The following is a 24,188-nucleotide window of genomic DNA, read 5'->3' as shown; positions in this document are numbered from 1 at the left end:
GCTTTTTATTGTTGATGTAAATATTTAGCAACTTTTTTGGCTTTGTTTGCATCACTCCACCAATAATCTATTCCAGACGAAAGTGCTGGTTTAATTTTAGGTTGTTGATACATATTCCAATAAGCATACCAGTTTTCACCTTTACCATAGGTCGGAATTTGATAATAACCAGCCCTCAGTAATCGATCGAGAATACGAGTATAAATAATCTGTTGGTCACGGCTCTTACTAGCAACAAGTTTTGAAATCACTTGATCAATTACGGGGTTACGAATACCCGCATAATTGTAATTTCCATCCTGCGCTGCTGCGATGCTCCCCCAAAACTGAGTCTGCTCATTGCCCGGATTGAGAGATTGCGGCAAATTCATGGTGGTCATATCAAAGTCATAACGGCGGGTGCGCTCTAAATATTGCGGAGCGTCGACTTGACGTAAATTGACCTGAACACCAAGTTTTTTAAGATTACGGACAAAAGGCATGAGTGTTCGTTGTTTGCCATCTTGTTGAATTAAAAACTCAAGCTGAACTTTTTTACCTTCAGGCGTCAACAACTGCCCATCTTTAACTTTATAACCAGCCTGTATAAGTAGCTGCCGCGCAGTTAATAAATTTTGACGGTTAAATCCATTCGCATCCGACACTGGGTATTTCCAATCTACTAAGACACCCTTTTGCATTATTGGAGATAACTTAGGCAGCAATGGTTTCAATATTGCTAATTCAGTTTTCGAAGGCTGACCCGTTGCAGCCAATTCGCTATTTGCAAAATAACTTTGAAGGCGTTGATATTGACCATAAAACAAAGCTTTATTCTGCCATTCAAAGTCATAGGCATAGGTTAAGGCTTGTCTAAAACGAATATCATTTAAGGGTTTTCGTCGTGTGTTAAAGACATAACTTTCAGTGGCGATGGGATTATGGTGACGGAACTTATATTGAGTAACTAACCCTGCTTTTACTGCCGGAAAACGATAATCTGTTACCCATTTTTTGGGGTTAGTTTCTTCATGCAAGGTGTATTGCCCAGATTTAAACCCTTCAAAAGCAATATCCCAATTTCGATAATAGACATATTTTAAACGATCAAAATTATAGCGCCCCTTATTAATAGGCAAATCTTTTGCCCAGTAATTCGGATTACGCTTATAACTAATGCTTCTACCTGCATCAACTCGTTCAACCACATAAGGTCCCGAACCAACAATTGGTTGTAGAGTAATTCGGCTAAAATCTCTTTTTTGCCAATCTGTTTTTGAATAAATCGGCAAGGTTGCCAAAATGAAAGGCATTTTAGGATTATGTGTAGACTTAAAACTAAACTTTACTTGATGGGCATTTATTACTTCTGTTTTTGCCAAATCAGCAAGGTACATCTGCAAACCTAAATTGGACTTAGTCTGATATGCATCAAAGCTAAATTTAACATCTGCCGCAGTGACTGGCTGTCCATTACTAAAACGCGCCTTAGGGTTTAAATAGAAACTAACAGACTGCGTTTTTTCTGGATCATAAGTAACTTTCTCTGCCAAAAGAGGATATAAAACCCCGACCTCATCTAGCGATTGGGTCATTAAAGTATCAAAAAGATAATTAACGCCCTCTGTAGCATTCCCCTTACCATTCATACTATTGAGGTTATCAAAAGTTCCTTGAGCCGCCTGACTTAACAAGCCACCTTTAGGTGCATTAGGATTTGCATATGGCATAGCCATCATTCCTAAATATTTAGGCTTGGAATGAATCGCTATATATGAGGTAGTTTGCTGTGCAGAAAAAACAACATGAGAAACGACACTGAGCCCGACTAGCAGGCTCAGTTGAAAATATGATTTATGCATAAGTTACTAATTATTTTATAAATTAGGCACTTTAATGACATCGCCAATGCGAAGCTGAGTAGAAGGTGTCAAATTATTCAGATCAGCCAAGAAATTGGTTTCTAAACCATATTTGCTTGCAAGGCCAATTAATGTATCGCCACGCTTCACTTTGTATTCCACAACAGTTTTTGGAATCACAATATTTTGACCGCGCTGTAAATTAGCACTCGCTTTTAATGCATTCATTTCAGCAAGTTCACGCACTGAAATACCTGCACGACTCGCAATACTATTTAAAGACTCACCAGATTTAACAGTATATCTTTCAGTGTTTTTACCAGCCGCAACTGTTTTAGTTGAAGACTTGGTATCAACTTTAGCTGTTTCTACTGTAGGCACATCACCTGTTAGCTTTAAACGTTGCCCTACACGAACGCTACTGTTACGTGAAAGACCATTCAATGCAGCAAGATAATCCAACTGTAAGTGGTAACGGTTAGCAATATTACCTAAGCTATCACCAGATTTAACTGTGTAGTTCTCAGGTGTTTCTTCTTTAGTATTTTTAGAAGGTTTACTTGGTGCTTCTTCAACTGTACCTGTGAGTTTTAAACGTTGACCCGCACGTAGTCCTGCCGTACGAGACAAACCATTTAAGTCAGCCAAATAGCCTGTTTGTAAGTTATATTTACTAGCAATAGCATTTAGACTATCCCCAGACTGTACAACGTATTGTTCTGGAACAGTATTAGTAGCAGGTACTTTTAAAGTTTGCCCAAGCTGTACATGACTACTCGCTTTTAAGTTATTTAATTCGGCTAACTCAGCTAAGCTAATTTTTGATTTAGTTGCAATACTCGATAAAGTATCACCACGCTGTACTTTATAGCCTTCTGTTTTATAAGAAACACTTAGCATCGCTTTCTCAGATTTACTAGCAGTCTTAGTTTCAGCAACTTCACCTACCGAAATATCTTGTGTAGGCACATTAATTTTTTGGCCTACCATCAAGTTACTACCTGCAGTTAAACCTGGAGTTAATTCAGCAAGTTCCTGATTAGAGAGCGCATAACGATCTGCAATCAATTTAAGGTATTCACCGCGCTTCACAGTATAGTTTTTAGTTGCTATACGTTTTGCATTTGCCTGAACTGCTTTCGGCTCTGCTTTAGCAGTTGAGCGGCTATTCTTCGGCTCTTTTAACTGTAGTTTTTGTCCAACAAATAAACCATCAGTTACTGATAAATCGTTATATTCGGCTAATTGCTTTACTGACAAATTAAACTGGTTAGCAACACCGCTTAAGCTATCATTGGCTTGAACCACATACACATCTGGTTTAGCCGTACTTTTCGAAGTACTTTGAGTTTCTTGTGGTCTAGCATCATAAAGATAAAGACTAGTTCCTACAAACAAAGTCTTTTCTGGATCAATCTGGTTCCACTTAGCAACATCACGCCAGTTCACACCATTCTTCATGGCAATAACTGCTAAAGTATCGCCGGGTTGAATTGTATAAGTACTACGCTTACCTTTAGGCTGTACAACTACGACATCAGTATCAGTTTTGATATAAGGCTTATCTTTATTACGTTGTCCATCTTCAGAGTTAGCTACAGTCGCATCTTCAGCTAAAGTTTTTGGATAAGCAAAACCTCTACTTACCTCTTTACCTTGTTGCTCTGCAACTGACTGGCTCGTCTGAATTGCAGTTAACCTAATTTTGCCATCATAAGGATCGACAATTTCAGTTCCTTGCGGCGCAATTGCTTTTAATTCAGCAACGACTTGATCTTTTTCAGCTTGAGTTGCTTGCGGTTGTAGAGCTTGATCTACAGTTTCTTTTGCGCCTTCAGCACGAACTGCCGCTAAAATCTTTTCACGTTCAGAAGCCGAAATTGGTGGCTCCATTTTAACAGGCTGCTTAATGTTAGCTGCATTGGTCACAGCTACAGGAATACGCGGCGCACTTGGTACATCTGCCGATGCAGCAAAGGCAGCTAACGCATCAGAACCACGTGGTGTAGATTTTGAAATCGTTGAAGTATTCTTCACCGGTGAAGAAGGTTTGACTGGCTGAACTTGCGTTGTAGGAGTTGTTCTTGTTGTTACTGTAGTAGAAGGATTAACAATTGTAGGTGTAGACGGTGAAGTTACATTTGCCCACCAACCTGAGCCACCACCCGATTTTGTTCCTCTTAATTTATTATCAATTGAAGGACTTAAATCTGCTGGAATCAAAATACGCATTGGACTCGCAGGGTCTACTGCTTCACCACGATATCCTGGGTTTAATGCATAAAGTTCTGCACGGCTTAATCCTGCTGTAGAAGCAATTTCATTTAACGTTAAAGGTGCTGATAAAGTCACTTCACGGAAATGGGGTCTATTTGCAATAGGTGGTAGTTCTACGCCATAAGCCTTTGGATTTTTAATAATTTGAGCAACAGCTAAGAAACGTGGAACATAGTTCATTGTTTCTTGAGGTAATTTTAATGACCAATAATCAGTTGGTAAACCCGCAGCTTGGTTGCGGTTAATCGCCTGCTGAATACGTCCAGGGCCAGCATTATAGGCTGCTAATGCAAGTTCCCAAGAACCAAATTGGTTATAGAGACTTCCTAAAAACTCATAAGCTGCGCGAGTCGATTCAACCACATCTCGACGCCCATCATACATACCTGTCTGCTTTAAGCCATAAATACGACCAGTACTTGGAATAAACTGCCATAGCCCTGCTGCTGCTGCACTACTTGTTGCAGCTGGGTCATAAGAGCTTTCAATTACCGGTAATAATGCGAGTTCTGTCGGTAATCCACGGCGTTCTGCTTCTTTCACAGTATGGTACAAATAACGGCTGGCACGAGCACTTAAACGATCAAGGTAAGGCTGACGAGAAATAAACCAACTACGCTGAGCTTCAATACGTGAATCCCAGTGATTCAAGTCCATTTTGAAACCAACGGACATACGCTTCCAGACATCACCATGCTTCAAAATAAGCAGACGATCACCTTCTACAGCGCGCATATCGGTTGCTGAAAGTAAGTCTTCCAAAGAGTCAAGACTACTCGCATCTAAATAACCTGCACCACTGACCTGTTTCGATTTAGAGGTTTTTGCAGATTGCGGAGTCGATGAACAGCCTGTTGTAATACCCAACGCAGCTAAAGCAGAGCTAAGTACGGTAATTTTGAACAATGATGCCGCAGATGGCTGCCACACAAATGTGGTTGGTTTATACATAAAAACTTCCAAACAACTCGCGTAATATTTTTTGGGGTTTGGCCACAAACCCTAGGTCTTCGATGCCATTGTATTAAAGCGTGCAAGATAGACAAGGCAATAATTTGATGTCATTTGCATGGAAATGTTACAAGAAATTAAAAAAACCTTGCTTTGTTACGATGGAACCGAACTTTTTGCGTATACAATACACCATATTCAGTTCTTTTTCTTTTAGTTTAGGTTTCGATTTATGTCTCAAACAATCACACTGTATGTTGATGGTGCATGTCGTGGCAATCCAGGTTTAGGTGGTTGGGGCGCATATGTCATTACCGAGCAGGGTGAACATAAATTATTTGGCGGTGAACCGGATACAACCAATAACCGCATGGAGCTCACTGCTGCGATTGAAGGCGTTGCATTTTGCCCAACCAATGCTCATTTAATTATCTGGACAGATTCAAATTATGTGAAGCAAGGGATTACTGAATGGATTCATGGCTGGAAAAAGAAAAACTGGAAGGATGTAAAAAATCCTGACCTTTGGCAAAAATTAGATGCCGTTTGTGCTGGTCGAAATATTGAATGGCATTGGATTAAAGGCCATGCTGGACATGCAGGCAACGAAATGGCCGATGAGCTTGCAAATATTGGAGCTGATCAAACTGCCCTGCAAAAAAAAACAGTTCAAGCAACTGCCCTGCAAGATATAAAAAAGCCTGAAGAGGATTGGTTACTCGATGACCCTTTTGGGTTTGATATGGCAGAAGTAACCGAAGAAGATAATATTGATCTTGAACAGTCCGAAGAAGTTGAGATGATTATTGTGGAAGAAGAAGTTATTGAAGTTGAAGCTGCTGAGCCAGAAAGTAAACAACCAATTAATAATATTCATCCTCAAATTGTTGTGACCGAAGCCAAATTACAATTACAAGGACCTCGACAACTGATTCTTGATACAGAAACCACTGGTTTCTATTTCCAAGATGGTGACCGCATTATTGAAGTCGGCGCCATTGAAATGATTAACCGGAAACTCACCGGTAGCTCAATTCATATTTATATTAACCCGCAAAAACCAGTGGGCGACTCAGAAAATATCCATGGTATCAGTGATAATTTCTTAAAAGATAAACCGCTCTATGCAGACATTGCCGATACGCTCTTTGATTATCTAAAAGGCGCAGAGATTATTGCCCACAACGCGACCTTCGATATGAACTTCCTTGATATGGAGTTTAGACGCGCAGGCCTTCCTGCGCTTTCTGAAGTATGCGAGGTAACAGATACTTTAGCTTTAGCGAAAAGCAAACATCCCGGACAAAAAAACTCGCTTGACGCCCTTGTAAGACGTTATGAAATTCCAGCACGTGACCGTACTTTCCACGGTGCATTACTCGATGCTGAAATTCTTTCAGATGTTTACCTAGCAATGACAGGTGGGCAGGTTTCTTTTGATATAGATGCCTTATCTCAAAGTGAAAATAGCCTGAACACAGCAAATAAAACCAGAGTTCAAATTGAACTACCAGTTATTCTTCCTTCCGAAGAAGAGCTAAATACACATGAGACTTGGGTCAAAGAATTTGAGAAAAAACATGGAGAACCTTGCCTTTTTGCAAAATAAATTTTTGATTCTTTAGCGTTTTTAGCTTTTCCCCTTTGTAAGTTAAGTTATATTAGTCACATAGATTTTTAGCTCAAATTACCGAGCACTACGAATATAACAATTGATTTTTTTTGCAAAGGGGAACGTTTATGTCTGAGCATACTTCGATTCATTTCGATCCAACAGCTTTACTCATCATTAAACATGAAATTGATCGTTCAATAAAACTGGTTGAAGGCGCAGTAAGTACTTTAATTGAAGAGCAAACACTCCCTTTCGGTATTGATGATGCATTAGAACAATTTAAGCAATGCACTCAAGTCCTCCGTTTAATTGATATCCCCTATCTTGCAAAAATCACTCAATATTCAACTGAGCTGATGCAAAAAATTATTGCGAAGCCAACACAAATTAACACCAATGATGTCGTTGCACTGAGTGAAGGCACGACCATGGTAAAACGGTATATTGAGTTTATCTGTTTGCGTGAATTACAAGTACCTCAGTTTCTTCTTAATACCTTAAACAATTTAGAATTAGCTTTAAATAAACCACTAACATCTTCTGGACAAGCGATTGCTTCTTTACTTGCAAATAGTGCGCTTGAACTCCCATTACCAGAAGTATTGATTAATGAAAAAACTCAATTTATTCATCAACTCTATAAGCTATCTCTACATCAATTTTTAAACAAGACAGAAGCTAATCATAATTTTCAAGCTTTTAAACTTATTGGGACCTATTTGGTCAGCATGGCAAACCATCAGCCAAGCCAACAATATTGGCAACTCGTAAATTATGCTTTCGGCCATATTGATAACCTGCTTTTAAATGATTCACGCCTACGTGTACTCATTAATATTGAAAGTTATATTGGTCAGTTCTTAACAAGTCCTGAAACTTTTAAGCCTGATTTGGCTGCACTTGCAGATATTTTAAGTATAGTTATCGCTCAAGAAGATGAGGTTGCTCACCATATTCGCAACCAACTCCATATCGGTGAAGAAATACCTACAGACACTCAATTGCTCGTTTTAAGCCGTCATCTTTATGGGCCTGACTTTGACACCATGCACACAGTCAGCCAATTAATCTTGAACGAAATGAACAAAGTGCGTAATGATATTGAATATAACTATCAAAATATGTCGACTGAAAAAGCACAACAATTACAAACGAGTCTTTTGCAATTAGCCTATACATTTAAACTGCTTAATCTTGATGAAGCTGCATCTGAACTATCTCAACAGGCAAATAGTTTAAGTCAGCTCAACATACTAAGTAATGAAAACTATGCCCAACAGCTTATGGACAGCATTTTGTCTGCCATGAACTCAATTGGTATTTTGGTACGCCAATATACGTCTAGTCGTTTACAGCTTAATGTGAACAATACAAATATTTCTTTAGATCGCCTTGATGAGGCACATCAAGCCTTACTCACCGAGACAAAAAATTTAATTGATTTTATTTGTCAGAGTCTTACGTTGTATGCAAATGATCAGACACAAAATATTGAAGCAATTGCAGGTTCATTAAAAGAGCTAGCTGGCGCAGCCGAATTTCTAGGAAGTACAATTCAACAAGATGCTTTACTTCAAACTGCTCAATTTGTTCAACAACAACTTGAACAAAACCAGCCGTTTAATACAGACCAAATTCACTGTATTTTTAACGTATTAGCAGGCCTTGACATGTTGGTTGACAATTTAAAAAATAAACAACCTGTTCTACAATCCATGTTTAATGTAGCATTGTCGAGTAGTCAACAACTTCAAAAAAAGGCAGCTTAATGTCTGAATTATCACTTGCTTATATTTTCCATCATCAACAATTACTAGTTGATCAAAACCTTCAACTACCCAAAGTCGAAAAGTTAGCAAGTGATTTACTTTTCACTCATGATGAGCAGGTCATTGCACGTGACTTGCTTGCCGAGGAAGCTATACCAGAAGGCTTACAACTGGTTCCAATTCGCCAACTCATTACAAGTTGGTCGAAAGAACAGTTTTTGCAAGCGAGCCGTGCTGTACAGTTACTTGAATGGCGACGCAACCATAAGTTTTGTAGTCACTGCGGACACCCGACAGAAGTTCATCCAACTGAATATGCAATGGTGTGCCCATCTTGTCGCTATCACCAATATCCTCGTGTAAACCCATGCATTATTACCGTCATTACTCGAGGTGATGATGAAATCTTACTGGCGAAGTCAGTCCACAATAAAACCAATATGTATGGTTTGATTGCAGGTTTTGTTGAAGTTGGTGAAACTCTTGAAGAAGCGGTACAACGTGAAGCTTTTGAGGAAGTAGGCCTAAGACTCAAAAATGTTCAATATATGTCAAGTCAGCCTTGGCCTTTCCCGAGTAACCTTATGGTTGCGTTTCGAGCAGAATATGAGTCTGGTGAAATTAAGCTGCAAGAAGAAGAAATTGCAGATGCACAATTCTTCAAAATTGATCAATTACCTGAAATTCCATTTAAAGGTAGTATTGCTCATTCAATGATTATGCAGATTACCCAAGCTGGGTAATCTGTTGTGTTTTAAACGATATTCTCGTTTAAAACACTTCTTCAAGAAAATGTAAAATAGTTCTTTTAGTCCTGAAATAATGACTAATAAAACTAGAAAGGCTGGCCAAAATTGTAATATGTCCAGTTTTAGGAATCACGGCGATATGGCTGTGATTACCCTTCTCTCTAAGCGCTTGATCCATATCTAAAGTATTGTGTTTTTTTACAATCTGATCATTTTCAGCCATCAAAAGGTAATGTTTAATATTATTTTGATTAACGAAATAATATGGCATGACTTCTTTATAAGAGGTGCTTTGATCAAAAGCATCTTCGGCCAGTGGATCACCTTTATAGTCAAAATGATATGGGCCAGCTAAACCGATTATTGCCTTAATTTTCCCTAAACACTCAATTTTAGTTGAATCAGGGTGATAAACAGCAGACATCACATTAAATGCCCCTGCCGAATGCCCCATAAGTACAATATTTTCTGTAGAAATTTCCAATTTCCCTTGGTTTTGATGTAAATAATTCAATGCTTGAGTTAAGTCATCAACAAAGCTTGGGAAAATATTTTTAGGTGCTAACTGGTAGTTAATAACAGCAACGTCATAACCTTCTTTGGCAAATGTCTCACCAATAAAAAGATAATCTCGTTTATTACCATGTTGCCAAGCCCCGCCATGCACAAAAACAATGAGAGGCTGATGAGTTAGCTTTTTAACAGATCGGTAAACATCCAAACGGTGGCGAGGCTTTAGGCCATAACGAACATTTGGAACCTGTTCAAAACCATCTTTTGGTGTAAAACGGTTTAAAGCAAAACTCCCCAAATCATACAGGCGGAACTCTTTATAAAGAGTTCGCGCCTGTTCAATTTTGCTTTGTAGTTGTTCAATCAGATTCATATATTACTGTGCAGTCGAAGCAGGATCTGTTTGGTCAGGATCAATTGCAACAGGTGTTTGAACTGTTGGTTGAGCAATGACGTTATTAATAATCGGTGTAGTTGTTGCACTACCCGTACTTGCAGCTGGTGCAGGCGCCAAATCAACGTTATCAATTAAAGTGACAATTTTGGTAACGTTACCGACGTTTTGTAAGACGTTATTTAAATCATTAATTTCAGCTGTATTTAAACGTCCCATTACATAAAGTACGCCGTCTTCGGTATGTACCAGAACCTTACTATCAGAAACTACAGGTGCTTTCATTAAAAGAGCACGCGTATTTGCTGTTACACCTGCATCTTGCATGATGGTGTTATAGCTGACTTTGTTACCCACCGTAATATAGTTATGTACAGCTTTCACATCACTCATGGCTTTAAGGTTGTCTTCTGCCAATTGTTTCAAGTACGGGTCTGGCACTTGGCCAGTTAATAAAACTGTACTATGGAAGCTTTCGATATTAATACGTGACTGCTTGAAACGTTGATCAAGTTTATAAATGTTGATATTGGCTGTACGTTTAATTGAAGAGTCAATGAATACTTGGCCTAGACTGCGGACACCACTATCTGTGCCCACTGGAGCTGTGCCTGTTCCACCAGAAATAAAACTTGCGCAACCTGATAAACTTGCGACACAAAGCATTGTTACAGCAATACGTTTTAACACTCCACCAGACTCCTATCAATTTCTTGGCTTGATCATAAAGCATCAGACTTAAATTTGCTCAAAAGAGTAATGAACTCTTAATCCAAAGTAAATGCATTTTCGATCCATTGCAGATCATAATGGAATTTTGAAAAGTCATGCTGTACTGTTTTTGCAATTTTCTGTGGAAAATCAAAACAAATCACATCAAAACGACAATAAAAATCCTGATAAGATGGATAGCGCTGTAAAAAACGCATCGCAGTTTTGATAATTTTCTTCTGTTTTGTCCACGTTACCATTTCACAAGCTTGCCCATAATTTCCTATAGTGCGTGCTTTTACTTCAACAAAAACTAGCTCTTGCCCTCTTTTGACGATTAAATCAACTTCGCCACGGCGTGAATGGTAATTACTTGTGACCCACACATAGTTTTGTGCTTGTAAAAGGTTTAACGCAGTTTGCTCTGCCCATTTCCCCAACTGCTGTGCTAATAACATTTTTACTCCCCCCAAATTAAAAAGTAGCTCTACATGTTTTTATGCGTAAGTTATTTTCTTAAATTCATCTGCTATTTCAGATCTGAATTGAACAAATGAAAATCAGATCATTTTCGAAAAGATCAAGCTAGCAGACATTGTTCACGCCCAAATCATAATTTCGGGTAAACTACCCCATTAAAATTGTTTATCTGTACGGAGTAAAACCAAATGAGTGCTCAGTTATTTGTTGTAGCCACCCCAATCGGGCACTTAGATGATATGACTTTCCGTGCAATTGATATTTTAAAATCAGTTTCTATTGTAGCTGCCGAAGATACTCGCCAATCAGCACAATTATTTAAACACTATAATATATCGACTCAACTTACTGCATGTCATGATCACAATGAAAGCAATAAAATTGAGCAGTTAGTTCAAAAACTACTTGCTGGCGATAGCGTTGCTTTAATTAGTGATGCAGGTACACCGCTCATTAGTGATCCGGGGTTTAAATTAGTTCGTGCTGCTCAAGAGCATGGTATTAGAGTCGTTCCTGTGCCGGGTGCATGTGCTGCGATTGCTGCTTTAAGTGCGGTAGGCTTACCGAGTGACCGCTTTAGCTTTGAAGGCTTTCTGCCATCTCGAGCTTCACAACGTATTTCTCAATTAGAAAAACTCAAAAATGAAACACAGACCTTAATTTTCTATGAAGCACCTCATCGTATTTTAGAGTCTGTTAAAGATATGGCTCAGGTATTTGGTGAAGATCGACCTGTAGGGTTTGCACGTGAAATTACTAAAACCTTTGAAACCATCAAAAAAATGACATTAAAAGATTTGGTCAGCTTCATTGAAAATGACCATAACCAAGAAAAAGGTGAAATTGTAGTCGTTGTGGGTGGTGCAGCTGCAAAAACAGATCTAGAGCAAGAAAAACTAGACGAGCTTTTAAAGCGCTTACTCCAAGACTTATCTGTTAAAGCAGCGTCTCAACTTGCTGCCGATTTAACAGGGATTAAGAAAAAAATCGCTTATCAACGTGCGCTGGAGTTAACACAATCTTAATTTTTTAATTAAGTATGGTGATGACAGACAGCCAGTGTCGTCACCATCTGTTAATTTTGCATAATAAAATATAAGAATAAGAGTATTGATATGACTGAACAGCTTGGGAAACTTGGCCCTCATGAAGGGCAAGAGCTAGAATTATTACTTTCAGGCGAGAAACCGATTGCTTTGTTTTACGATCTATTACCTGTCGAGTTTTTAAGGCATCTAGAACAAGGTACTTTATCTATACTGAGTAAAGATATTGAAACCTCTCTGCCTTTACCCTTTTCAATTATGCTGATCTATAAAGATGCAGCTTTAGCAAATTTAAATGAACTAATAATATGTATTGAAACTTTATTTAAAGAAACTAATTTTGAAAAATGCATAGAGCTTGAACGAAGAGTTGGACAGCTTTTAGGTTACTCAGAACAAGATATAGAGTTTTATATTCAGCATATTTCAAATCTTCATTTAAGAAGAAAGATGTAAAGACTATCTCAATATGTGTTTCGCTGACTCCACAATAGTCTCCGTCAGTGCATCCAACTGTTTAGACTGCCTTTTCCAATGGTGCCAATATAATGGAATGTCGAGCTCAGCTTCGGGTATAACATCCACTAAAGTTCCATTGGTTAACAAAGATTGCACCTGTAGTTCAGGAACCATGCCATATCCTAAACCCAATTGAATCGCTTTCACAAAGGCATCTGTAGCTGGAATAAAACTGTAAGGATAGCTCTGCAAAGGCAACCCATAATATTTCAGCAATAACTCTGAATGCATTAGATCTTTATGGTTAAAAATGACAGCTGGTGCATTTCTTAAAGTTTCTCGGATTACGCCATGTTTAAACCAATCAGCAGCAAATTCAGCCGAAGCCAACATTTTATAACGCATTTTTCCGAGTGGTTGAGCTAAACAGCCTGACATAACCTGCTCTTCTGCCGAGATACAGGCGTTGACTTGTCCTGTTTCCAATAAAGTATGCGTGTGAGATTGATCATCAATTTTTAGTTCTAATACTATTTTCTCTTTAAAAAGCGTTTGCTGAATAGTAGGTAGTAACCAAGTAGCTAATGAATCCGCATTTGAAGCCAGAGCAATTTTATAGAACTCTGATTCAGATGATTTACCCATCAAACCTTGTAATAAGTTTTGCTCCATTAATCGTGTATGACGTAAATGCTGCAATAAAGTTTGCCCTGCTTGAGTGAGTACACATGGACGACCACGTATAATTAAAATTTGGCCTAAATACTTTTCTAAAGCCTGCACGCGTAAGGATACTGCCGAGGGAGTAATATATAAATGCTCACCTGCCGCATCAAAACTTCCCACTTCTGCTACTGCAAGAAAGGCTTCACATTGTTTGCTATCTAACATATCAAACCTAAATTTTTCTTAGCCAAACCTAAATATTCTTAATTTTACTTATTTCTTAATAAAAAGTCAGATAATTCCCACATCTGATTTTTCACCTTACTGTTATGTTCTCTCTTAGTATATTTTTTAAAGGTTTCGGTATTGGTAGTGGTCTAATTGTAGCAATTGGCGCTCAAAATGCTTTTGTTTTAAAACAAGGCCTTAAACAGCAATATGTGTTTTGGCTATGTTTAATTTGTGCGCTTTCCGACTCGATCCTAATCGCTTTTGGTGTATTAGGCTTTGCCGAAATCATGACAGCATCACCGATCTTAATTACAGTTGCTAAATATTTAGGAGCAACGTTTTTATTCGTCTACGGTGCGAAAGCATTCTACGCTGCATTTAAGGCCACCCAAAGCATGGAGCTTGGTAGCGGTCAAAAACAGACTCTAACTCAAGCACTAGTGACCTGTCTTGCCTTTACTTGGCTCAACCCACATGTCTATTTGGATACCATTGTTCTGATTGGTTCAGTGGCAACCCAGCTAGAAGACAAAATTAGTTTTGCTTTGGGCAGCATTGTTGCCTCTTGGATTTTCTTTTTCAGTTTGGGCTATGGCGCAAGATTATTAAAACCATTATTTATCAATCCTAGAGCATGGAAAGTTTTAGATTTCATTATCGGTATTGTTATGTGGAGTATCGCAATATCGCTTCTCATCTAATGCATTCAAACAGTAAAAAGTACCATGTTTAAATGGTACTTTTTATGCGCTCAAGATTATGCTTGAGAACCCAACACCAGCTTTGATTGTTTTCTTTCTTGCTGTGATTGCTTTATAACAGCATAACCAGAAGATACACCTAAGTAGGCAATGACAAAGGCAACAAATAAATCGGGAAATACACTGCCTGTTCCAAATACCCCAACCGCCGCTAAGATTACAGCAACATTGGCAATAGAATCGTTTCTGCTGCACAACCAAACAGAACGCATATTGGCATCTCCATCACGGAACGCATAAAGCATCAGAGCGACTGAAACATTCGCAATTAAAGCCATCACGCCAATTGCCCCCATCACCATAGGTTCAGGTGGAACACCATGAAAATATGACCAGACCACTTTTGCAATAACAAAAACGCCAAAAGCTGTCATCGTTATTCCTTTCATTAATGCCGCTGTTGCACGCCAATATAAGCTCATCGAAAGAACAACTAACGATAACGCATAGTTTGCTGCATCTCCGGCAAAATCTAATGCATCCGCCCATAGCGAAACAGATTGAGCCTTATAACCACCCAATATTTCTACCACAAACATCAACGCATTGATCACAAGAGCAATCCATAACGCTTTTCTAAAACGTGGACTCACTTTCTTTGAAGGAGAACATGTTGAAGCACAACCACATCCAGCCATTTTATTTCCTCAAGAATTCTTTTATAGTGATTAAAAACCCTTGAGTAGCTCCAGAGTCAAGCCTTATGAGTCTTTCTATTGGTCAATTATCAAAAAAAGCGGATGTCCCAATTGATACGATCCGTTATTACGAAAAAGTAGGTGTACTTGATCGTATCCAACGTTCAGAAAATAACTATCGTATTTACACCGAGCAAACACTTGGCGACCTATTGTTTATTAAGCATTGCCGTGAATTAGATATTTCACTCAGTGATATTAAAACGTTAAAAGAAATGAAAACTCAGCCTAAACAGGCATGTACGAAAATTGATAATTTAGTAGATAAATACTTAAATGAAGTATCAGAAAAAATTGAACGATTATTGCTTTTAAAAGAATCTTTAATTGATTTAAAACAGCACTGCTCTACCAATCGAACAGTAGATGAATGTGGGATTTTAAAAGAACTGCAAAGCTCTCCTTAAACCTGTTTTGGTAAATTCATACAAATAAAAAAGCACCACTCATGTGATGCTTTTTTTAAGATTAATGGTCGCTATGCTCATCAGGAGGAACTTCGGTAATTCTCCCACCCCGAGCTAAAAATGCAGCGATTTCATCTTCCAGCGCTTGGCGCTGTTTCTGTTTAGCAGTGACAGTCAGCGTTTCTGCCTCAGCAAGATCAGTATCACTCATACTGCCTGCTTCGTCATCAGCTGCACCGCTTTCTGCTGCCTTCGCTTCATCTTCATCTACAGCAGAATCTTCTGCATCTTCATAATCATTGATATCTGACATTTCACACTCCCCAGAATGATTTTATTGCATCATTGCTATGGTCCCAAGACCTCAGAAATTTAGCAACCTCTTTGCATTTAGCAAAGAGCCAATTTGGTCAATTACGTATCTTTTATGACCAAATTGGTAATGATATATAAATGATTGTTCAAAAAATATCTACTGGCATTTAATTCGCTTAGTAGAGTATAGGCCCAGTAAATATTTTAATGCCTATAGCGGGTACTTTGTAAAGCCCCTAAACCATTTGCTTGTTGCATAAATTTATCTTTTAAAACCGGAATCTGCTCAACTTGCTTAAGGCCCATATTACGAGCCCAAACTATTGGGAATAATTCACTACTTTCAAGCCAACCAATTGCCGACATACTATGCATCATTGCATCATTCTGACCTTTCCGGCGATGCTCATAACGCATTAAAGTTTGTTCATGTGCCCATACACCACGGCTTAAATCGTGAAGCAACACGTCACACAGTACTGCTGCATCAAGACAGCCAATATTTACCCCTTGTCCAGCAAGTGGATGAATCACATGTGCGGCATCACCAATCAAAGCTAAGCCTGCTTTTACGTATTGTTTTGCAGCACGAGCTTTCAGCGGGAATTGTGCTCTGGAACGAACGTCTAACACTTCACCCAACATGTGTTGGCTTTCTTGAGTTAAAAGCTGCATAAACGCAGTATCGTTTAAAGCTGAATATTCATCGGCATAATCATCTGGTAGTGTCCAGACAATTGATTGCCAGTATCCGTTTTCAGTTTCTTCAAGACTTGCCATAGGTAAATATGCCAAAGGTCCTGTAGGTAAGAAAATTTGACGGGCAACATAATGATGGGGTTTTGCAGTTTTAATGGCACAGCTAATGGCTGCTTGTTTGTAATCCAGTACATCGAGGTCAATAAAAGCCTGTTCACGTACAAATGAATTAGCGCCATCTGCACCAATCAGCAGTTTAGTTTTAAGCGTAGTACCATCTGCCAATTGAATATGCCAACATCCAACACCCTGCTCAATACGAGTAACACGCACTTGGGTACGGTAATCTGTTAATTGCTCTAACATTTTTTGTTGAATGGCAACATTTAATACACTCGGTTCAACCATAGAACCTAACGCTTGTTCCGGCATCGGTCTTTGTATGGACTCATGGCCAAAATTAATTTCACCATAACCATTAAGATTCCAGACTTGCATGCCCGTATAAGGCATTTGACGCGCAAGATCATCCCAAACATTTACCGTTTTAAGCAAATGAATGGTCGCTTGGCTAAGCGCTAAAACACGTGGATTCATCACACTTAATGTTTTCTCAACATCAAGTACAGGAGCCGCATCAAGCACTGTGGGTTGTACGCCACCTTGCGCAAGTAATAAAGCAGTTAAACCACCAACCAATCCACCACCAACAATGACGACATCCAACACTTCACTCATGCTTTTAACCCCATTGCATAGTTAGCCACCAACGGTTTTACACCTGGAATGACGTCAAATGCAATTAATCCCGTATTACGAATTAATTTTAATAATGGATTTTGGTTACTAAAACCACGGACTACAGTGTCACAGAACTTAATCACCCGCTGCTGATCTGATAAACGAGCTTGTTCATAGGCAAGTAAATTATCAGGGTTACCCAAATCATCAGAAGTGCTTAGCTGGTTCACTAAATAACGCACCAAAACATCTGCATCACGTAGGCATAAATTAAAACCCTGTCCTGCAACAGGATGAATTGTATGCGCTGCATTACCCATTAAAATAACGCGACCTACAGCTTGTTTATGTGCAAGCACTTGTGAAAGTGGATAGCTGAAACGTTTACCCGTTTTTTCAAATTTACCCGCTCGGTCACCGTAAGTTTGTTGCAAGGCACTTAAGAAGTGTTGGTCATTTTCATCGCCCAGCCATTCATTTTCGGTGCCTTTTTTTACAGGCCATACAACCGAACGGCGATATTCACCCGGTAAAGGCAATAAGGCTAAAGGCCCTAATGCACTAAAACGCTCAAAACCAACATGCTCATGCGGTTTCGATGTCTGAACGGTAGTGACAATTGCAACCTGATCATAATCATGAACATCCACACCAACACCAATTGCCTGACGACAAAAAGAATCACGTCCATCAGCCGCAATCAATAGTTTTGACTCAAGCTTTAAGGTTTCCTCACCACGCTGAGCTTCAATATGTATTTGTTCAGCATCTTGATTTAAAGCCGTAACCTGTACGCCATCAATCAACTCAATCAAAGGTTGCTGGCGCACTTGAGTTAACAGAACACGACCAAGCCAAGCATTTTCAATCACCTGCCCAAAGCTTTCGACTTTTTCTTGTTCTGCGATTAAACGTGCCTTGCCAAAACTGCCTTGCTCAGTAATGTGAACTTGTAAAATTGGAGTAGCATGTTGCTGTAATGCATCCCACAACCCTAGCTTCTGATAAATCTGTACGCTACGACGCGATAAAGCCGTATTACGTGCATCAAAACTCGAATGGTAAGGGGCAACATTTTGATCATTATAGTTTGGGTATTTCACAGCTTCTAATAGCTTTACTGCAATATTGGCCTTCGCTAGCATGAGTGAAAGGCTCAAACCAACCATACCCCCACCTACAATAATCACTTGTTGTTGCATCGAGTTTTGCTCCTTTGGCGAATACGTTTAATTATGCTTTAGCTTGCGCCATTAAATGTTCAATATCTGCAATATCTTTAACCACATTGGCAGTTAAAACTCGTGGTCCTTTCGATGTTGCGACCACATCATCTTCAATACGAATACCAATACCACGCCATTTTTCATCTACAGTTTCATCATCTAGCGCAATGTATAAACCAGGTTCAACTGTAACAACCATACCCTCTTCATATTGACGCCAGTCCTCACCTTTTTTGTAAGATCCAACATCATGTACATCCATACCTAACCAATGACCTGTGCCATGCATATAAAACTGACGGTATGCTTCGGTTTTGATGAGTTCGTTAACATCACCTTTGAGCAAACCTAAATTAACTAAACCTTCAGTTAAAATTTTGACTGCAACTTCATGAGGTTCACGGTAAGAATTGCCAATACGAACTGCGTCAATAGCTGCATATTGAGAAGCCAGTACAACTTCATATAAGGCTTTTTGTTCAGCACTAAATTTGCCATTTACTGGGAAAGTACGGGTAATATCCGATGCATAGAACTCATATTCACAAGCTGCATCAATCAAGACTAAATCACCATCTTTTAATGGCTTATTATTTTCAACATAGTGCAAAATACAAGCATTAGCACCACCGCCTACAATACTGTTATAAGACGGTACACAACCGTTTTGCCCAAATATATAATTCAGCTCGGCTTCAAGTGCATATTCCATCATGCCTGGACGTACCATTTGCATCGCACGCGTATGCGCTTCAGCACTAATATTTGCAGCAATTTGCATCAGCTCAAGCTCTTGTGGTGACTTGACTAAACGCATTTCATCAACAATACGGTCGAGCTGTGCCAATTGAGCGGGAGCGCTCTCATGTCGGTGTTCGGCATCTGCTTGTTTAATCCACTGGCTCACCCGTGCATCAAACGCAGCATTGTGCCCAATCCGATAATAAAGACGCTCTTTATTTAATAACTTTTCAATAATCTCTTCATCAAGCAAATCAATTGCATATGCTTCATCTGCGTCATAATCTTCAATTGCACCATCAATTCCTGCACGGTAACCATTCCAGATTTCCATCTCACGATTACGTTCACGGCAAAAAAGACTATAACTATAGTCATCGTCCTCGAAGGTTTCAATGACAGCAACTGCCTCAGGCTCAGCGAAGCCAGTCAAATAGAAAAAACTACTATCGGCACGGAATTTATAATCCGCATCACGATTACGGTACATTTCCTCACGCGTTGCAATAATTGCAATACTGTTTGGACCCATTTTTTCTGCCAGACGGTCTCTACGATGTCTAAAATCAGCTTGAGGCAATTTCATAATGATCTACTTGATTTAGAATTTTAAAGTCAAAAAATAAAATACAACCAATAACACATCGCCTCAATTAGCTTGGGCGATGTGGAGTAAACATTTCTACAATAGTTTGTTCTGTGTCTACAGCAGCAGATTTAATTTTTGCATGAAAGTTTTTCAATAAAGAACTGTCAGCTACAGTGATTTTTTTTCTACCAATAGACAAGCTTACAGGTATTAAGCGTACAAATTCATACAATTCTTCGTAGCTGCTTTCACCTTCCTCATCATTATCAGAGTCTTCAAATTCGACCGCTGCAATATCTTGAAGGTTCTCAATCAACTCACGTTCATCATCACGAATATGACCCGATGCCAACCCAAAACCTAATACAACACCCGCACACCAATCTGATAATGCTTGTACACGCTCTTGAAGTGTATGTTCATCATCAGGAAGCATAGGTAAATAATCTAATTCATCATCAGATATAGCGTGAACGACATCTTCTGCTTCATCAGTTAAAAGTGCTAAAGCATCTTCACTTAACTCCGGCACATTAAGGGTTGTTAAAATTTGTGACCATTCTTCACGCGTTGGCGCTTCTGTCACACAAACAATACCTGTTAACAGACCATGTAACTCACTAGGGCTTGAAATTTCTTCAATTCCTTCAAAATGAGAGTTCCAATCTGTCCAGCCTGAAATATCGTCTTGCATTCGTTTATCCAATCTCTATACTTTGTATATATTACCTTTGATTGCAATTCTGTGCGACCTCGTTATGTTAGAACAATTACAGCGGCTACAAACGCATATTAGCGTATTAAAAACACGCTTACATCATTTAGAGAGTGAACATGCGGCACTCTCAGAAGCTAAAGAACTGGCTGAAACAGAGCATCACGCACAAGTTGTGCAAAAAAATAGTATTATCACTAAAAAACAAGAGGAAATTGAGTCGGTAACTGAGCAACTATCTCAGTTAAAAGGTCAATTTCAACAATTGAATCAGGATGCTAACACACTTGCTGAACGTTATAGCCGATTAGAAAAAAGTACGACTGATTTAAAAAATCGTTTTCAAGAAATTCTTGCCGAACGAAATGAATTACGTGTTGCCAAAGAAAAGTTACAAGCCCACCAGCGTCAAACTCAACAAGAGCTTCATGATTTACAACAAGATCGTGATCGTTTGTTACAAAAAAATGAGCTTGCTAAATCAAAAGTTGAAGCCATTATTCAACGTTTAGGAATTTTAGGTACTGCCCAAGATCAGCATGCTCAAGAAATTCAGCAGCTTGCCCATCCTAATGCTGAAACTGGTGAGGAGACCCAATCATGAGTGAACAAGTCATGGTAGAGCTTAGGCTGATTGAGCAGACCTTTAGACTCGCGACTACTTTAGATAAAAAAGATGAACTTGAACGTGCAGCAGAACTTCTCAATGAAAAATTTAATGAGATGCGTCGTAGTGCTCCACGTGTTGAGCACAATAAACTGGTCATTATGGTGGCTCTACAACTGACTCAAGAAGTACTGAGCCTTAATAAGTCTTTGCAAGAATACACTCACTGTGAACGCTTACTGCAAACGATATTGGATGATGTTGAACAAATTGTTTAATAAACTATCCATATAAAAACGCCTTGCTCTATGAATAATAGATGCAAGGCGTTTTTTATTTAGACTATTAGGACAATTGAAAATTATTTTATGCTTGTTAGTGTACAAAGCTTCATCAAACGCAAACTAAGTTTACAGTTCCAGAGGTTTAGGTGATTGCCAACATGGTCAGATCGGTTATACTTAAACTGTCTCTGGGATGTTCGCCAGCGGGTCTATTCCCCTGCCGATACTTAAACTTATGGATGTGTTCTGTATATTTAGAGTGTATGCCTACCTTCGTGTAGGAAACCCAGCAAGTATACGTCGCCTCCACCTTGAACTCATCGGGTTCAGGGTAACGACACATGCAGCGGCATCTTCGGAGCATTTAGTTTTAACTTTAAGAAAAATTCAAAATATTTATTTTAATTTAGTCTTTCATACAGACCTGTCAGTCTAAAATTCCTTTTTAAACATTAAATTACCCTGTTACGCTATTAATTTACTCTACACCTCTACCATATTATTTTTCATTTCTATTAAGACACTCTTCATACCAAGCTGTTTGAAAATCTTCTATTGCTTTTCTTTTAAAGAAACTGGTTTTGAATACTTTGGCAGAGTAAGCCGAATTAATTAAATCCTGATAAAGTTGTTTTGCTTTAGGATCTTCTAGACCATTCGCTATGTGTTGCAAGTCTTGAGATGGAACTTTTTGTTGACGAGCCTCCATGACTGTATGAGCGACTTTTTTCACTACATTACAAATCTCAGGATCACTTACGTTTTCGTCTGCATGACAACTTAAAGCCAAAAAACCAAGAAGAAATAATCTAAACTTCATGTCCCTACCCTATTTTTATAGTTTAAAACGAATGACAGAATTTAATTATTAAAAAAAAAGAAATAGAAAATTTCTTACTATTTCTTTTTAAAAGATCACGCAGGATTAATCACGTAAAAATAAATAATCAGACCCACTAAAACGGTTGAAGCAATTGTTAAGTATGTACCGACCGTATTAAAACTCTGTAAGAATTTCAAGATTTCCATATCTAGAACCCCCTAAACTATCACCGATAAAAGACAAAATGAAATTTACCACAACCCAATAATGCCAATCAATTCACATTTATCGGATTTTTTGAGACTTTAAACATCAATTAATTTATTGATTACACCTAATCGCCAAGGCATCCTTGTAGTAGTCAGTTGCACTTTTCAAATCTGACAACAATTTTTCTTCGGTATAAGGTTTTGGTGAAATTTTTATTAATGCGGGCATATATTGGGTCTTGTAAACCTCAGGATAGTCATGGCACAAGATTTTGACTTTAACCTCTTGTGGTGTATTCGGATTATCCAATTGATCTAAAAACTCTCCAATTTTACGTTCAGACTCTTCAAATTGAGCTTTATAGTCAACTTCAGCAGCTTCAGGTTCTGTTTGTTTTGTGCATCCACCAAGTAGTAATACCGTGCTTATTGTAATGGTTAAAATTTTTAACTTCATAGGCTTAACAATTTCGCATTCATCTTTTTAAATATTCTTATCTCATTAAATGTAAATAAATACTGGTAATACGTAAAGAAATAGAATTTTTTATCGCTAAAGAAGATACCTCACATCACTTTATGACAATTAACTAACCAAATAAATTTAAAGTTATTTTCTAATCACTCTTCTATTTTCATAAAGCTATAAAAAAATAGGTATAATTTTGCTCGACTGATCTCAAATCTTTGTTAGATTTACACATGAATGAACTTAGTTTTATTAGAAAAAATTTAAGATCTAAAAGACGCTCTTTAACCCAATTGGAGCAAAAACAAGCTCAGCTTAATGTTCTCCATCATCTAAATACCCTTGCTATTTTTCATTCATCAAAAAAAATTGGTTTATATTTACATGCCTTTGGAGAAATCCATACCGACCTTCTCATAAAGTTATGTTTTAAAAAGAATAAGCAAATTTACTTACCTATGATTTGTTCTATGAATCAAAATTTAGTTTGGGTAAAAATATCTAAAAACCAATATTTAAATCGACGTTTTTCTCATCATCCATTGGGTATGAAAGAACCTATGGCAACAAGAGGAAAACATGTATCTAAACTTGATTTATTGCTCATGCCACTTTTAGCTTGTGATCGATACGGTACGCGTATTGGTATGGGAGGCGGCTATTATGACCGTACATTGGCAAGTGCAAAACATAAGCCTTATCGTTTGGGTGTGGCCCATCAATTTCAATTTATTGAGCATACTTTAAAACGTCAAAGTTGGGATCAACCCTTAGATGCTTTACTCACCCCTCAACATATTTATTATTTTAAAAGATAATCTTTATATAAAAAAATTTAAATTCAACAACTTAAAATAAATATTTACTTTTCACGCCTCTAAAATCATAAAAGTAACCACCCTAAGGATGGTTACTTTTAAGTGACAGACCGCTTTACCAATTTATATTAACACGCCTATTTAGTGTTCAATATCGAATAAGTTTTGCATTATTGTTAACAATACATTGCTTATAAATAGCACAAGAAACTGATTACTTTCCACCCAAACGGATTTTTTATTATATGAATATTTCATAATTATTAAGCTAAATTACTTATCCTTGCTACAAAATTTTATTCTTCTTAAGAATTAATTCATTGATTCATAATATTTTTAAAAAAAGTTGACTAAATTAGTCATTTTTTCCACATTTTCTATTGA

At 38.1% G+C, this 24,188-nt stretch carries 25 protein-coding genes and 1 other RNA gene; 11 read left to right on the top strand and 15 right to left on the bottom strand.

Annotation, left to right across the window (positions count from 1 at the left end; genetic code table 11):
• Positions 1-5 precede the first annotated feature (5 nt).
• Together ASF86_RS01010 and ASF86_RS01005 are read right to left on the bottom strand one after the other, a co-directional pair.
• Positions 6-1,841: an extracellular solute-binding protein gene (locus ASF86_RS01010; protein ID WP_056478574.1), complete on the bottom strand. Its 1,836-nt coding sequence runs from the start codon at positions 1,839-1,841 to the stop codon at positions 6-8.
• A 15-nt stretch (positions 1,842-1,856) separates the two neighbouring features.
• Positions 1,857-5,069: a lytic transglycosylase gene (locus ASF86_RS01005; protein WP_056478570.1), complete on the bottom strand. Its 3,213-nt coding sequence runs from the start codon at positions 5,067-5,069 to the stop codon at positions 1,857-1,859.
• Positions 5,070-5,301: 232 nt separating this feature from the next.
• On the opposite strand from ASF86_RS01005, the gene dnaQ reads away from it, so the two are divergent.
• From dnaQ to nudC, 3 genes are all read left to right on the top strand, one after another.
• Entirely contained in the window at positions 5,302-6,678 is a 1,377-nt protein-coding gene (dnaQ, locus tag ASF86_RS01000; RefSeq protein ID WP_056478567.1) for a DNA polymerase III subunit epsilon, read from the top strand.
• 131 nt (positions 6,679-6,809) lie between these two features.
• The gene (locus ASF86_RS00995) at positions 6,810-8,453 is read left to right on the top strand and encodes a hypothetical protein (protein WP_056478566.1); all 1,644 of its coding nucleotides are present in this window, start codon (positions 6,810-6,812) and stop codon (positions 8,451-8,453) included.
• Complete coding sequence (gene nudC, locus ASF86_RS00990) at positions 8,453-9,196, top strand: NAD(+) diphosphatase (protein WP_004641863.1); 744 nt, start codon at positions 8,453-8,455, stop codon at positions 9,194-9,196. Before ASF86_RS00995 ends, nudC begins: the two co-directional genes overlap by 1 nt.
• A gap of 28 nt (positions 9,197-9,224) precedes the next feature.
• Here the strand turns inward: nudC and ASF86_RS00985 are convergent, their stop codons facing one another.
• The 3 genes from ASF86_RS00985 to ASF86_RS00975 form a co-directional block, all read right to left on the bottom strand.
• A complete protein-coding gene (locus ASF86_RS00985) occupies positions 9,225-10,088 on the bottom strand; it encodes an alpha/beta hydrolase (RefSeq protein WP_004641862.1) in 864 nt (287 codons plus the stop codon).
• A gap of 3 nt (positions 10,089-10,091) precedes the next feature.
• Positions 10,092-10,799 (bottom strand): BON domain-containing protein, encoded by a 708-nt coding sequence (locus ASF86_RS00980; RefSeq protein ID WP_017391659.1) that lies wholly within the window; start codon positions 10,797-10,799, stop codon positions 10,092-10,094.
• A gap of 77 nt (positions 10,800-10,876) precedes the next feature.
• Positions 10,877-11,278, bottom strand: a complete 402-nt coding sequence (locus ASF86_RS00975) for a YraN family protein (RefSeq protein WP_003652834.1) — start codon at positions 11,276-11,278, stop codon at positions 10,877-10,879.
• A gap of 210 nt (positions 11,279-11,488) precedes the next feature.
• On the opposite strand from ASF86_RS00975, the gene rsmI reads away from it, so the two are divergent.
• Both rsmI and ASF86_RS00965 read left to right on the top strand, forming a co-directional pair.
• Positions 11,489-12,325: a 16S rRNA (cytidine(1402)-2'-O)-methyltransferase gene (rsmI, locus tag ASF86_RS00970; protein ID WP_005042132.1), complete on the top strand. Its 837-nt coding sequence runs from the start codon at positions 11,489-11,491 to the stop codon at positions 12,323-12,325.
• Positions 12,326-12,415: 90 nt separating this feature from the next.
• Positions 12,416-12,802 (top strand): hypothetical protein, encoded by a 387-nt coding sequence (locus ASF86_RS00965; RefSeq protein ID WP_017388776.1) that lies wholly within the window; start codon positions 12,416-12,418, stop codon positions 12,800-12,802.
• Positions 12,803-12,805: 3 nt separating this feature from the next.
• Here the strand turns inward: ASF86_RS00965 and ASF86_RS00960 are convergent, their stop codons facing one another.
• Positions 12,806-13,696: a LysR family transcriptional regulator ArgP gene (locus ASF86_RS00960; protein ID WP_056478565.1), complete on the bottom strand. Its 891-nt coding sequence runs from the start codon at positions 13,694-13,696 to the stop codon at positions 12,806-12,808.
• A gap of 104 nt (positions 13,697-13,800) precedes the next feature.
• On the opposite strand from ASF86_RS00960, the gene ASF86_RS00955 reads away from it, so the two are divergent.
• Entirely contained in the window at positions 13,801-14,403 is a 603-nt protein-coding gene (locus ASF86_RS00955) for a LysE/ArgO family amino acid transporter (protein WP_056478564.1), read from the top strand.
• Positions 14,404-14,459: 56 nt separating this feature from the next.
• Here ASF86_RS00955 and ASF86_RS00950 read toward each other — a convergent pair whose 3' ends face one another.
• Positions 14,460-15,101 carry a cation transporter gene (locus ASF86_RS00950; RefSeq protein WP_056478563.1) on the bottom strand — a complete coding sequence of 214 codons (642 nt, stop codon included), beginning with the start codon at positions 15,099-15,101 and terminating at the stop codon, positions 14,460-14,462.
• Between the two features lie 65 nt (positions 15,102-15,166).
• Between ASF86_RS00950 and ASF86_RS00945 the strand changes: the two genes are divergently transcribed.
• On the top strand, positions 15,167-15,568 hold the full coding sequence (locus ASF86_RS00945; protein ID WP_005048318.1) for a MerR family transcriptional regulator: 402 nt from the start codon (positions 15,167-15,169) through the stop codon (positions 15,566-15,568).
• A gap of 61 nt (positions 15,569-15,629) precedes the next feature.
• Here the strand turns inward: ASF86_RS00945 and ASF86_RS00940 are convergent, their stop codons facing one another.
• From ASF86_RS00940 to ASF86_RS00920, 5 genes are all read right to left on the bottom strand, one after another.
• Positions 15,630-15,881 (bottom strand): hypothetical protein, encoded by a 252-nt coding sequence (locus ASF86_RS00940; protein WP_056478562.1) that lies wholly within the window; start codon positions 15,879-15,881, stop codon positions 15,630-15,632.
• A gap of 206 nt (positions 15,882-16,087) precedes the next feature.
• Positions 16,088-17,320 (bottom strand): FAD-dependent monooxygenase, encoded by a 1,233-nt coding sequence (locus ASF86_RS00935; RefSeq protein ID WP_056478561.1) that lies wholly within the window; start codon positions 17,318-17,320, stop codon positions 16,088-16,090.
• Complete coding sequence (ubiH, locus tag ASF86_RS00930; RefSeq protein WP_056478560.1) at positions 17,317-18,525, bottom strand: 2-octaprenyl-6-methoxyphenyl hydroxylase; 1,209 nt, start codon at positions 18,523-18,525, stop codon at positions 17,317-17,319. Before ubiH ends, ASF86_RS00935 begins: the two co-directional genes overlap by 4 nt.
• Before the next feature lie 31 nt (positions 18,526-18,556).
• Complete coding sequence (gene pepP / locus ASF86_RS00925; RefSeq protein ID WP_056478559.1) at positions 18,557-19,876, bottom strand: Xaa-Pro aminopeptidase; 1,320 nt, start codon at positions 19,874-19,876, stop codon at positions 18,557-18,559.
• Between the two features lie 67 nt (positions 19,877-19,943).
• Complete coding sequence (locus ASF86_RS00920; protein ID WP_056478558.1) at positions 19,944-20,573, bottom strand: UPF0149 family protein; 630 nt, start codon at positions 20,571-20,573, stop codon at positions 19,944-19,946.
• Between the two features lie 64 nt (positions 20,574-20,637).
• Here ASF86_RS00920 and ASF86_RS00915 point away from each other — a divergent pair, with 64 nt between their 5' ends.
• From ASF86_RS00915 to ssrS, 3 genes are all read left to right on the top strand, one after another.
• On the top strand, positions 20,638-21,198 hold the full coding sequence (locus ASF86_RS00915; protein WP_005042157.1) for a hypothetical protein: 561 nt from the start codon (positions 20,638-20,640) through the stop codon (positions 21,196-21,198).
• Positions 21,195-21,479: a cell division protein ZapA gene (locus tag ASF86_RS00910; protein WP_003652859.1), complete on the top strand. Its 285-nt coding sequence runs from the start codon at positions 21,195-21,197 to the stop codon at positions 21,477-21,479. The genes ASF86_RS00915 and ASF86_RS00910 overlap by 4 nt, the downstream gene beginning before the upstream one ends.
• A 188-nt stretch (positions 21,480-21,667) precedes the next feature.
• A non-coding RNA gene (ssrS, locus tag ASF86_RS18860) (6S RNA) lies at positions 21,668-21,851 on the top strand.
• A 133-nt stretch (positions 21,852-21,984) separates the two neighbouring features.
• On the opposite strand, the gene ASF86_RS00905 is transcribed toward ssrS, so the two are convergent.
• The 3 genes from ASF86_RS00905 to ASF86_RS00900 all read right to left on the bottom strand — a co-directional run bounded on the left by ASF86_RS00905 (position 21,985) and on the right by ASF86_RS00900 (position 22,974).
• Positions 21,985-22,305, bottom strand: coding sequence for a hypothetical protein (locus tag ASF86_RS00905; RefSeq protein WP_056478557.1), 321 nt, complete (start codon positions 22,303-22,305; stop codon positions 21,985-21,987).
• Between the two features lie 95 nt (positions 22,306-22,400).
• The gene (locus tag ASF86_RS18855) at positions 22,401-22,514 is read right to left on the bottom strand and encodes a hypothetical protein (protein WP_002117788.1); all 114 of its coding nucleotides are present in this window, start codon (positions 22,512-22,514) and stop codon (positions 22,401-22,403) included.
• Between the two features lie 115 nt (positions 22,515-22,629).
• Positions 22,630-22,974 carry a hypothetical protein gene (locus ASF86_RS00900; protein ID WP_056478556.1) on the bottom strand — a complete coding sequence of 115 codons (345 nt, stop codon included), beginning with the start codon at positions 22,972-22,974 and terminating at the stop codon, positions 22,630-22,632.
• A gap of 245 nt (positions 22,975-23,219) precedes the next feature.
• Here ASF86_RS00900 and ASF86_RS00895 point away from each other — a divergent pair, with 245 nt between their 5' ends.
• A complete protein-coding gene (locus ASF86_RS00895) occupies positions 23,220-23,804 on the top strand; it encodes a 5-formyltetrahydrofolate cyclo-ligase (RefSeq protein WP_056478554.1) in 585 nt (194 codons plus the stop codon).
• The last annotated feature ends 384 nt before the right edge of the window (positions 23,805-24,188 follow it).

Source organism: Acinetobacter sp. Leaf130 (assembly GCF_001423205.1).
GTDB lineage: Bacteria > Pseudomonadota > Gammaproteobacteria > Pseudomonadales > Moraxellaceae > Acinetobacter > Acinetobacter calcoaceticus.
Note: the sequence above shows the minus strand (reverse complement) of the source record. Positions and strands in the feature narration are given on the sequence as shown.

Excerpts from the sequence above, each read along its gene's own strand:
- ASF86_RS01010 (WP_056478574.1), bottom strand. The coding sequence starts at position 1,841 with ATGCATAAATCATATTTTCAACTGAGCCTGCTAGTCGGGCTCAGTGTC.
- ASF86_RS01005 (WP_056478570.1), bottom strand. The coding sequence starts at position 5,069 with ATGTATAAACCAACCACATTTGTGTGGCAGCCATCTGCGGCATCATTG.
- dnaQ (WP_056478567.1), top strand. The coding sequence starts at position 5,302 with ATGTCTCAAACAATCACACTGTATGTTGATGGTGCATGTCGTGGCAAT.
- ASF86_RS00995 (WP_056478566.1), top strand. The coding sequence starts at position 6,810 with ATGTCTGAGCATACTTCGATTCATTTCGATCCAACAGCTTTACTCATC.
- nudC (WP_004641863.1), top strand. The coding sequence starts at position 8,453 with ATGTCTGAATTATCACTTGCTTATATTTTCCATCATCAACAATTACTA.
- ASF86_RS00985 (WP_004641862.1), bottom strand. The coding sequence starts at position 10,088 with ATGAATCTGATTGAACAACTACAAAGCAAAATTGAACAGGCGCGAACT.
- ASF86_RS00975 (WP_003652834.1), bottom strand. The coding sequence starts at position 11,278 with ATGTTATTAGCACAGCAGTTGGGGAAATGGGCAGAGCAAACTGCGTTA.
- rsmI (WP_005042132.1), top strand. The coding sequence starts at position 11,489 with ATGAGTGCTCAGTTATTTGTTGTAGCCACCCCAATCGGGCACTTAGAT.
- ASF86_RS00965 (WP_017388776.1), top strand. The coding sequence starts at position 12,416 with ATGACTGAACAGCTTGGGAAACTTGGCCCTCATGAAGGGCAAGAGCTA.
- ASF86_RS00960 (WP_056478565.1), bottom strand. The coding sequence starts at position 13,696 with ATGTTAGATAGCAAACAATGTGAAGCCTTTCTTGCAGTAGCAGAAGTG.
- ASF86_RS00955 (WP_056478564.1), top strand. The coding sequence starts at position 13,801 with ATGTTCTCTCTTAGTATATTTTTTAAAGGTTTCGGTATTGGTAGTGGT.
- ASF86_RS00950 (WP_056478563.1), bottom strand. The coding sequence starts at position 15,101 with ATGGCTGGATGTGGTTGTGCTTCAACATGTTCTCCTTCAAAGAAAGTG.
- ASF86_RS00945 (WP_005048318.1), top strand. The coding sequence starts at position 15,167 with ATGAGTCTTTCTATTGGTCAATTATCAAAAAAAGCGGATGTCCCAATT.
- ASF86_RS00940 (WP_056478562.1), bottom strand. The coding sequence starts at position 15,881 with ATGTCAGATATCAATGATTATGAAGATGCAGAAGATTCTGCTGTAGAT.
- ASF86_RS00935 (WP_056478561.1), bottom strand. The coding sequence starts at position 17,320 with ATGAGTGAAGTGTTGGATGTCGTCATTGTTGGTGGTGGATTGGTTGGT.
- ubiH (WP_056478560.1), bottom strand. The coding sequence starts at position 18,525 with ATGCAACAACAAGTGATTATTGTAGGTGGGGGTATGGTTGGTTTGAGC.
- pepP (WP_056478559.1), bottom strand. The coding sequence starts at position 19,876 with ATGAAATTGCCTCAAGCTGATTTTAGACATCGTAGAGACCGTCTGGCA.
- ASF86_RS00920 (WP_056478558.1), bottom strand. The coding sequence starts at position 20,573 with ATGCAAGACGATATTTCAGGCTGGACAGATTGGAACTCTCATTTTGAA.
- ASF86_RS00915 (WP_005042157.1), top strand. The coding sequence starts at position 20,638 with ATGTTAGAACAATTACAGCGGCTACAAACGCATATTAGCGTATTAAAA.
- ASF86_RS00910 (WP_003652859.1), top strand. The coding sequence starts at position 21,195 with ATGAGTGAACAAGTCATGGTAGAGCTTAGGCTGATTGAGCAGACCTTT.
- ASF86_RS00905 (WP_056478557.1), bottom strand. The coding sequence starts at position 22,305 with ATGAAGTTTAGATTATTTCTTCTTGGTTTTTTGGCTTTAAGTTGTCAT.
- ASF86_RS18855 (WP_002117788.1), bottom strand. The coding sequence starts at position 22,514 with ATGGAAATCTTGAAATTCTTACAGAGTTTTAATACGGTCGGTACATAC.
- ASF86_RS00900 (WP_056478556.1), bottom strand. The coding sequence starts at position 22,974 with ATGAAGTTAAAAATTTTAACCATTACAATAAGCACGGTATTACTACTT.
- ASF86_RS00895 (WP_056478554.1), top strand. The coding sequence starts at position 23,220 with ATGAATGAACTTAGTTTTATTAGAAAAAATTTAAGATCTAAAAGACGC.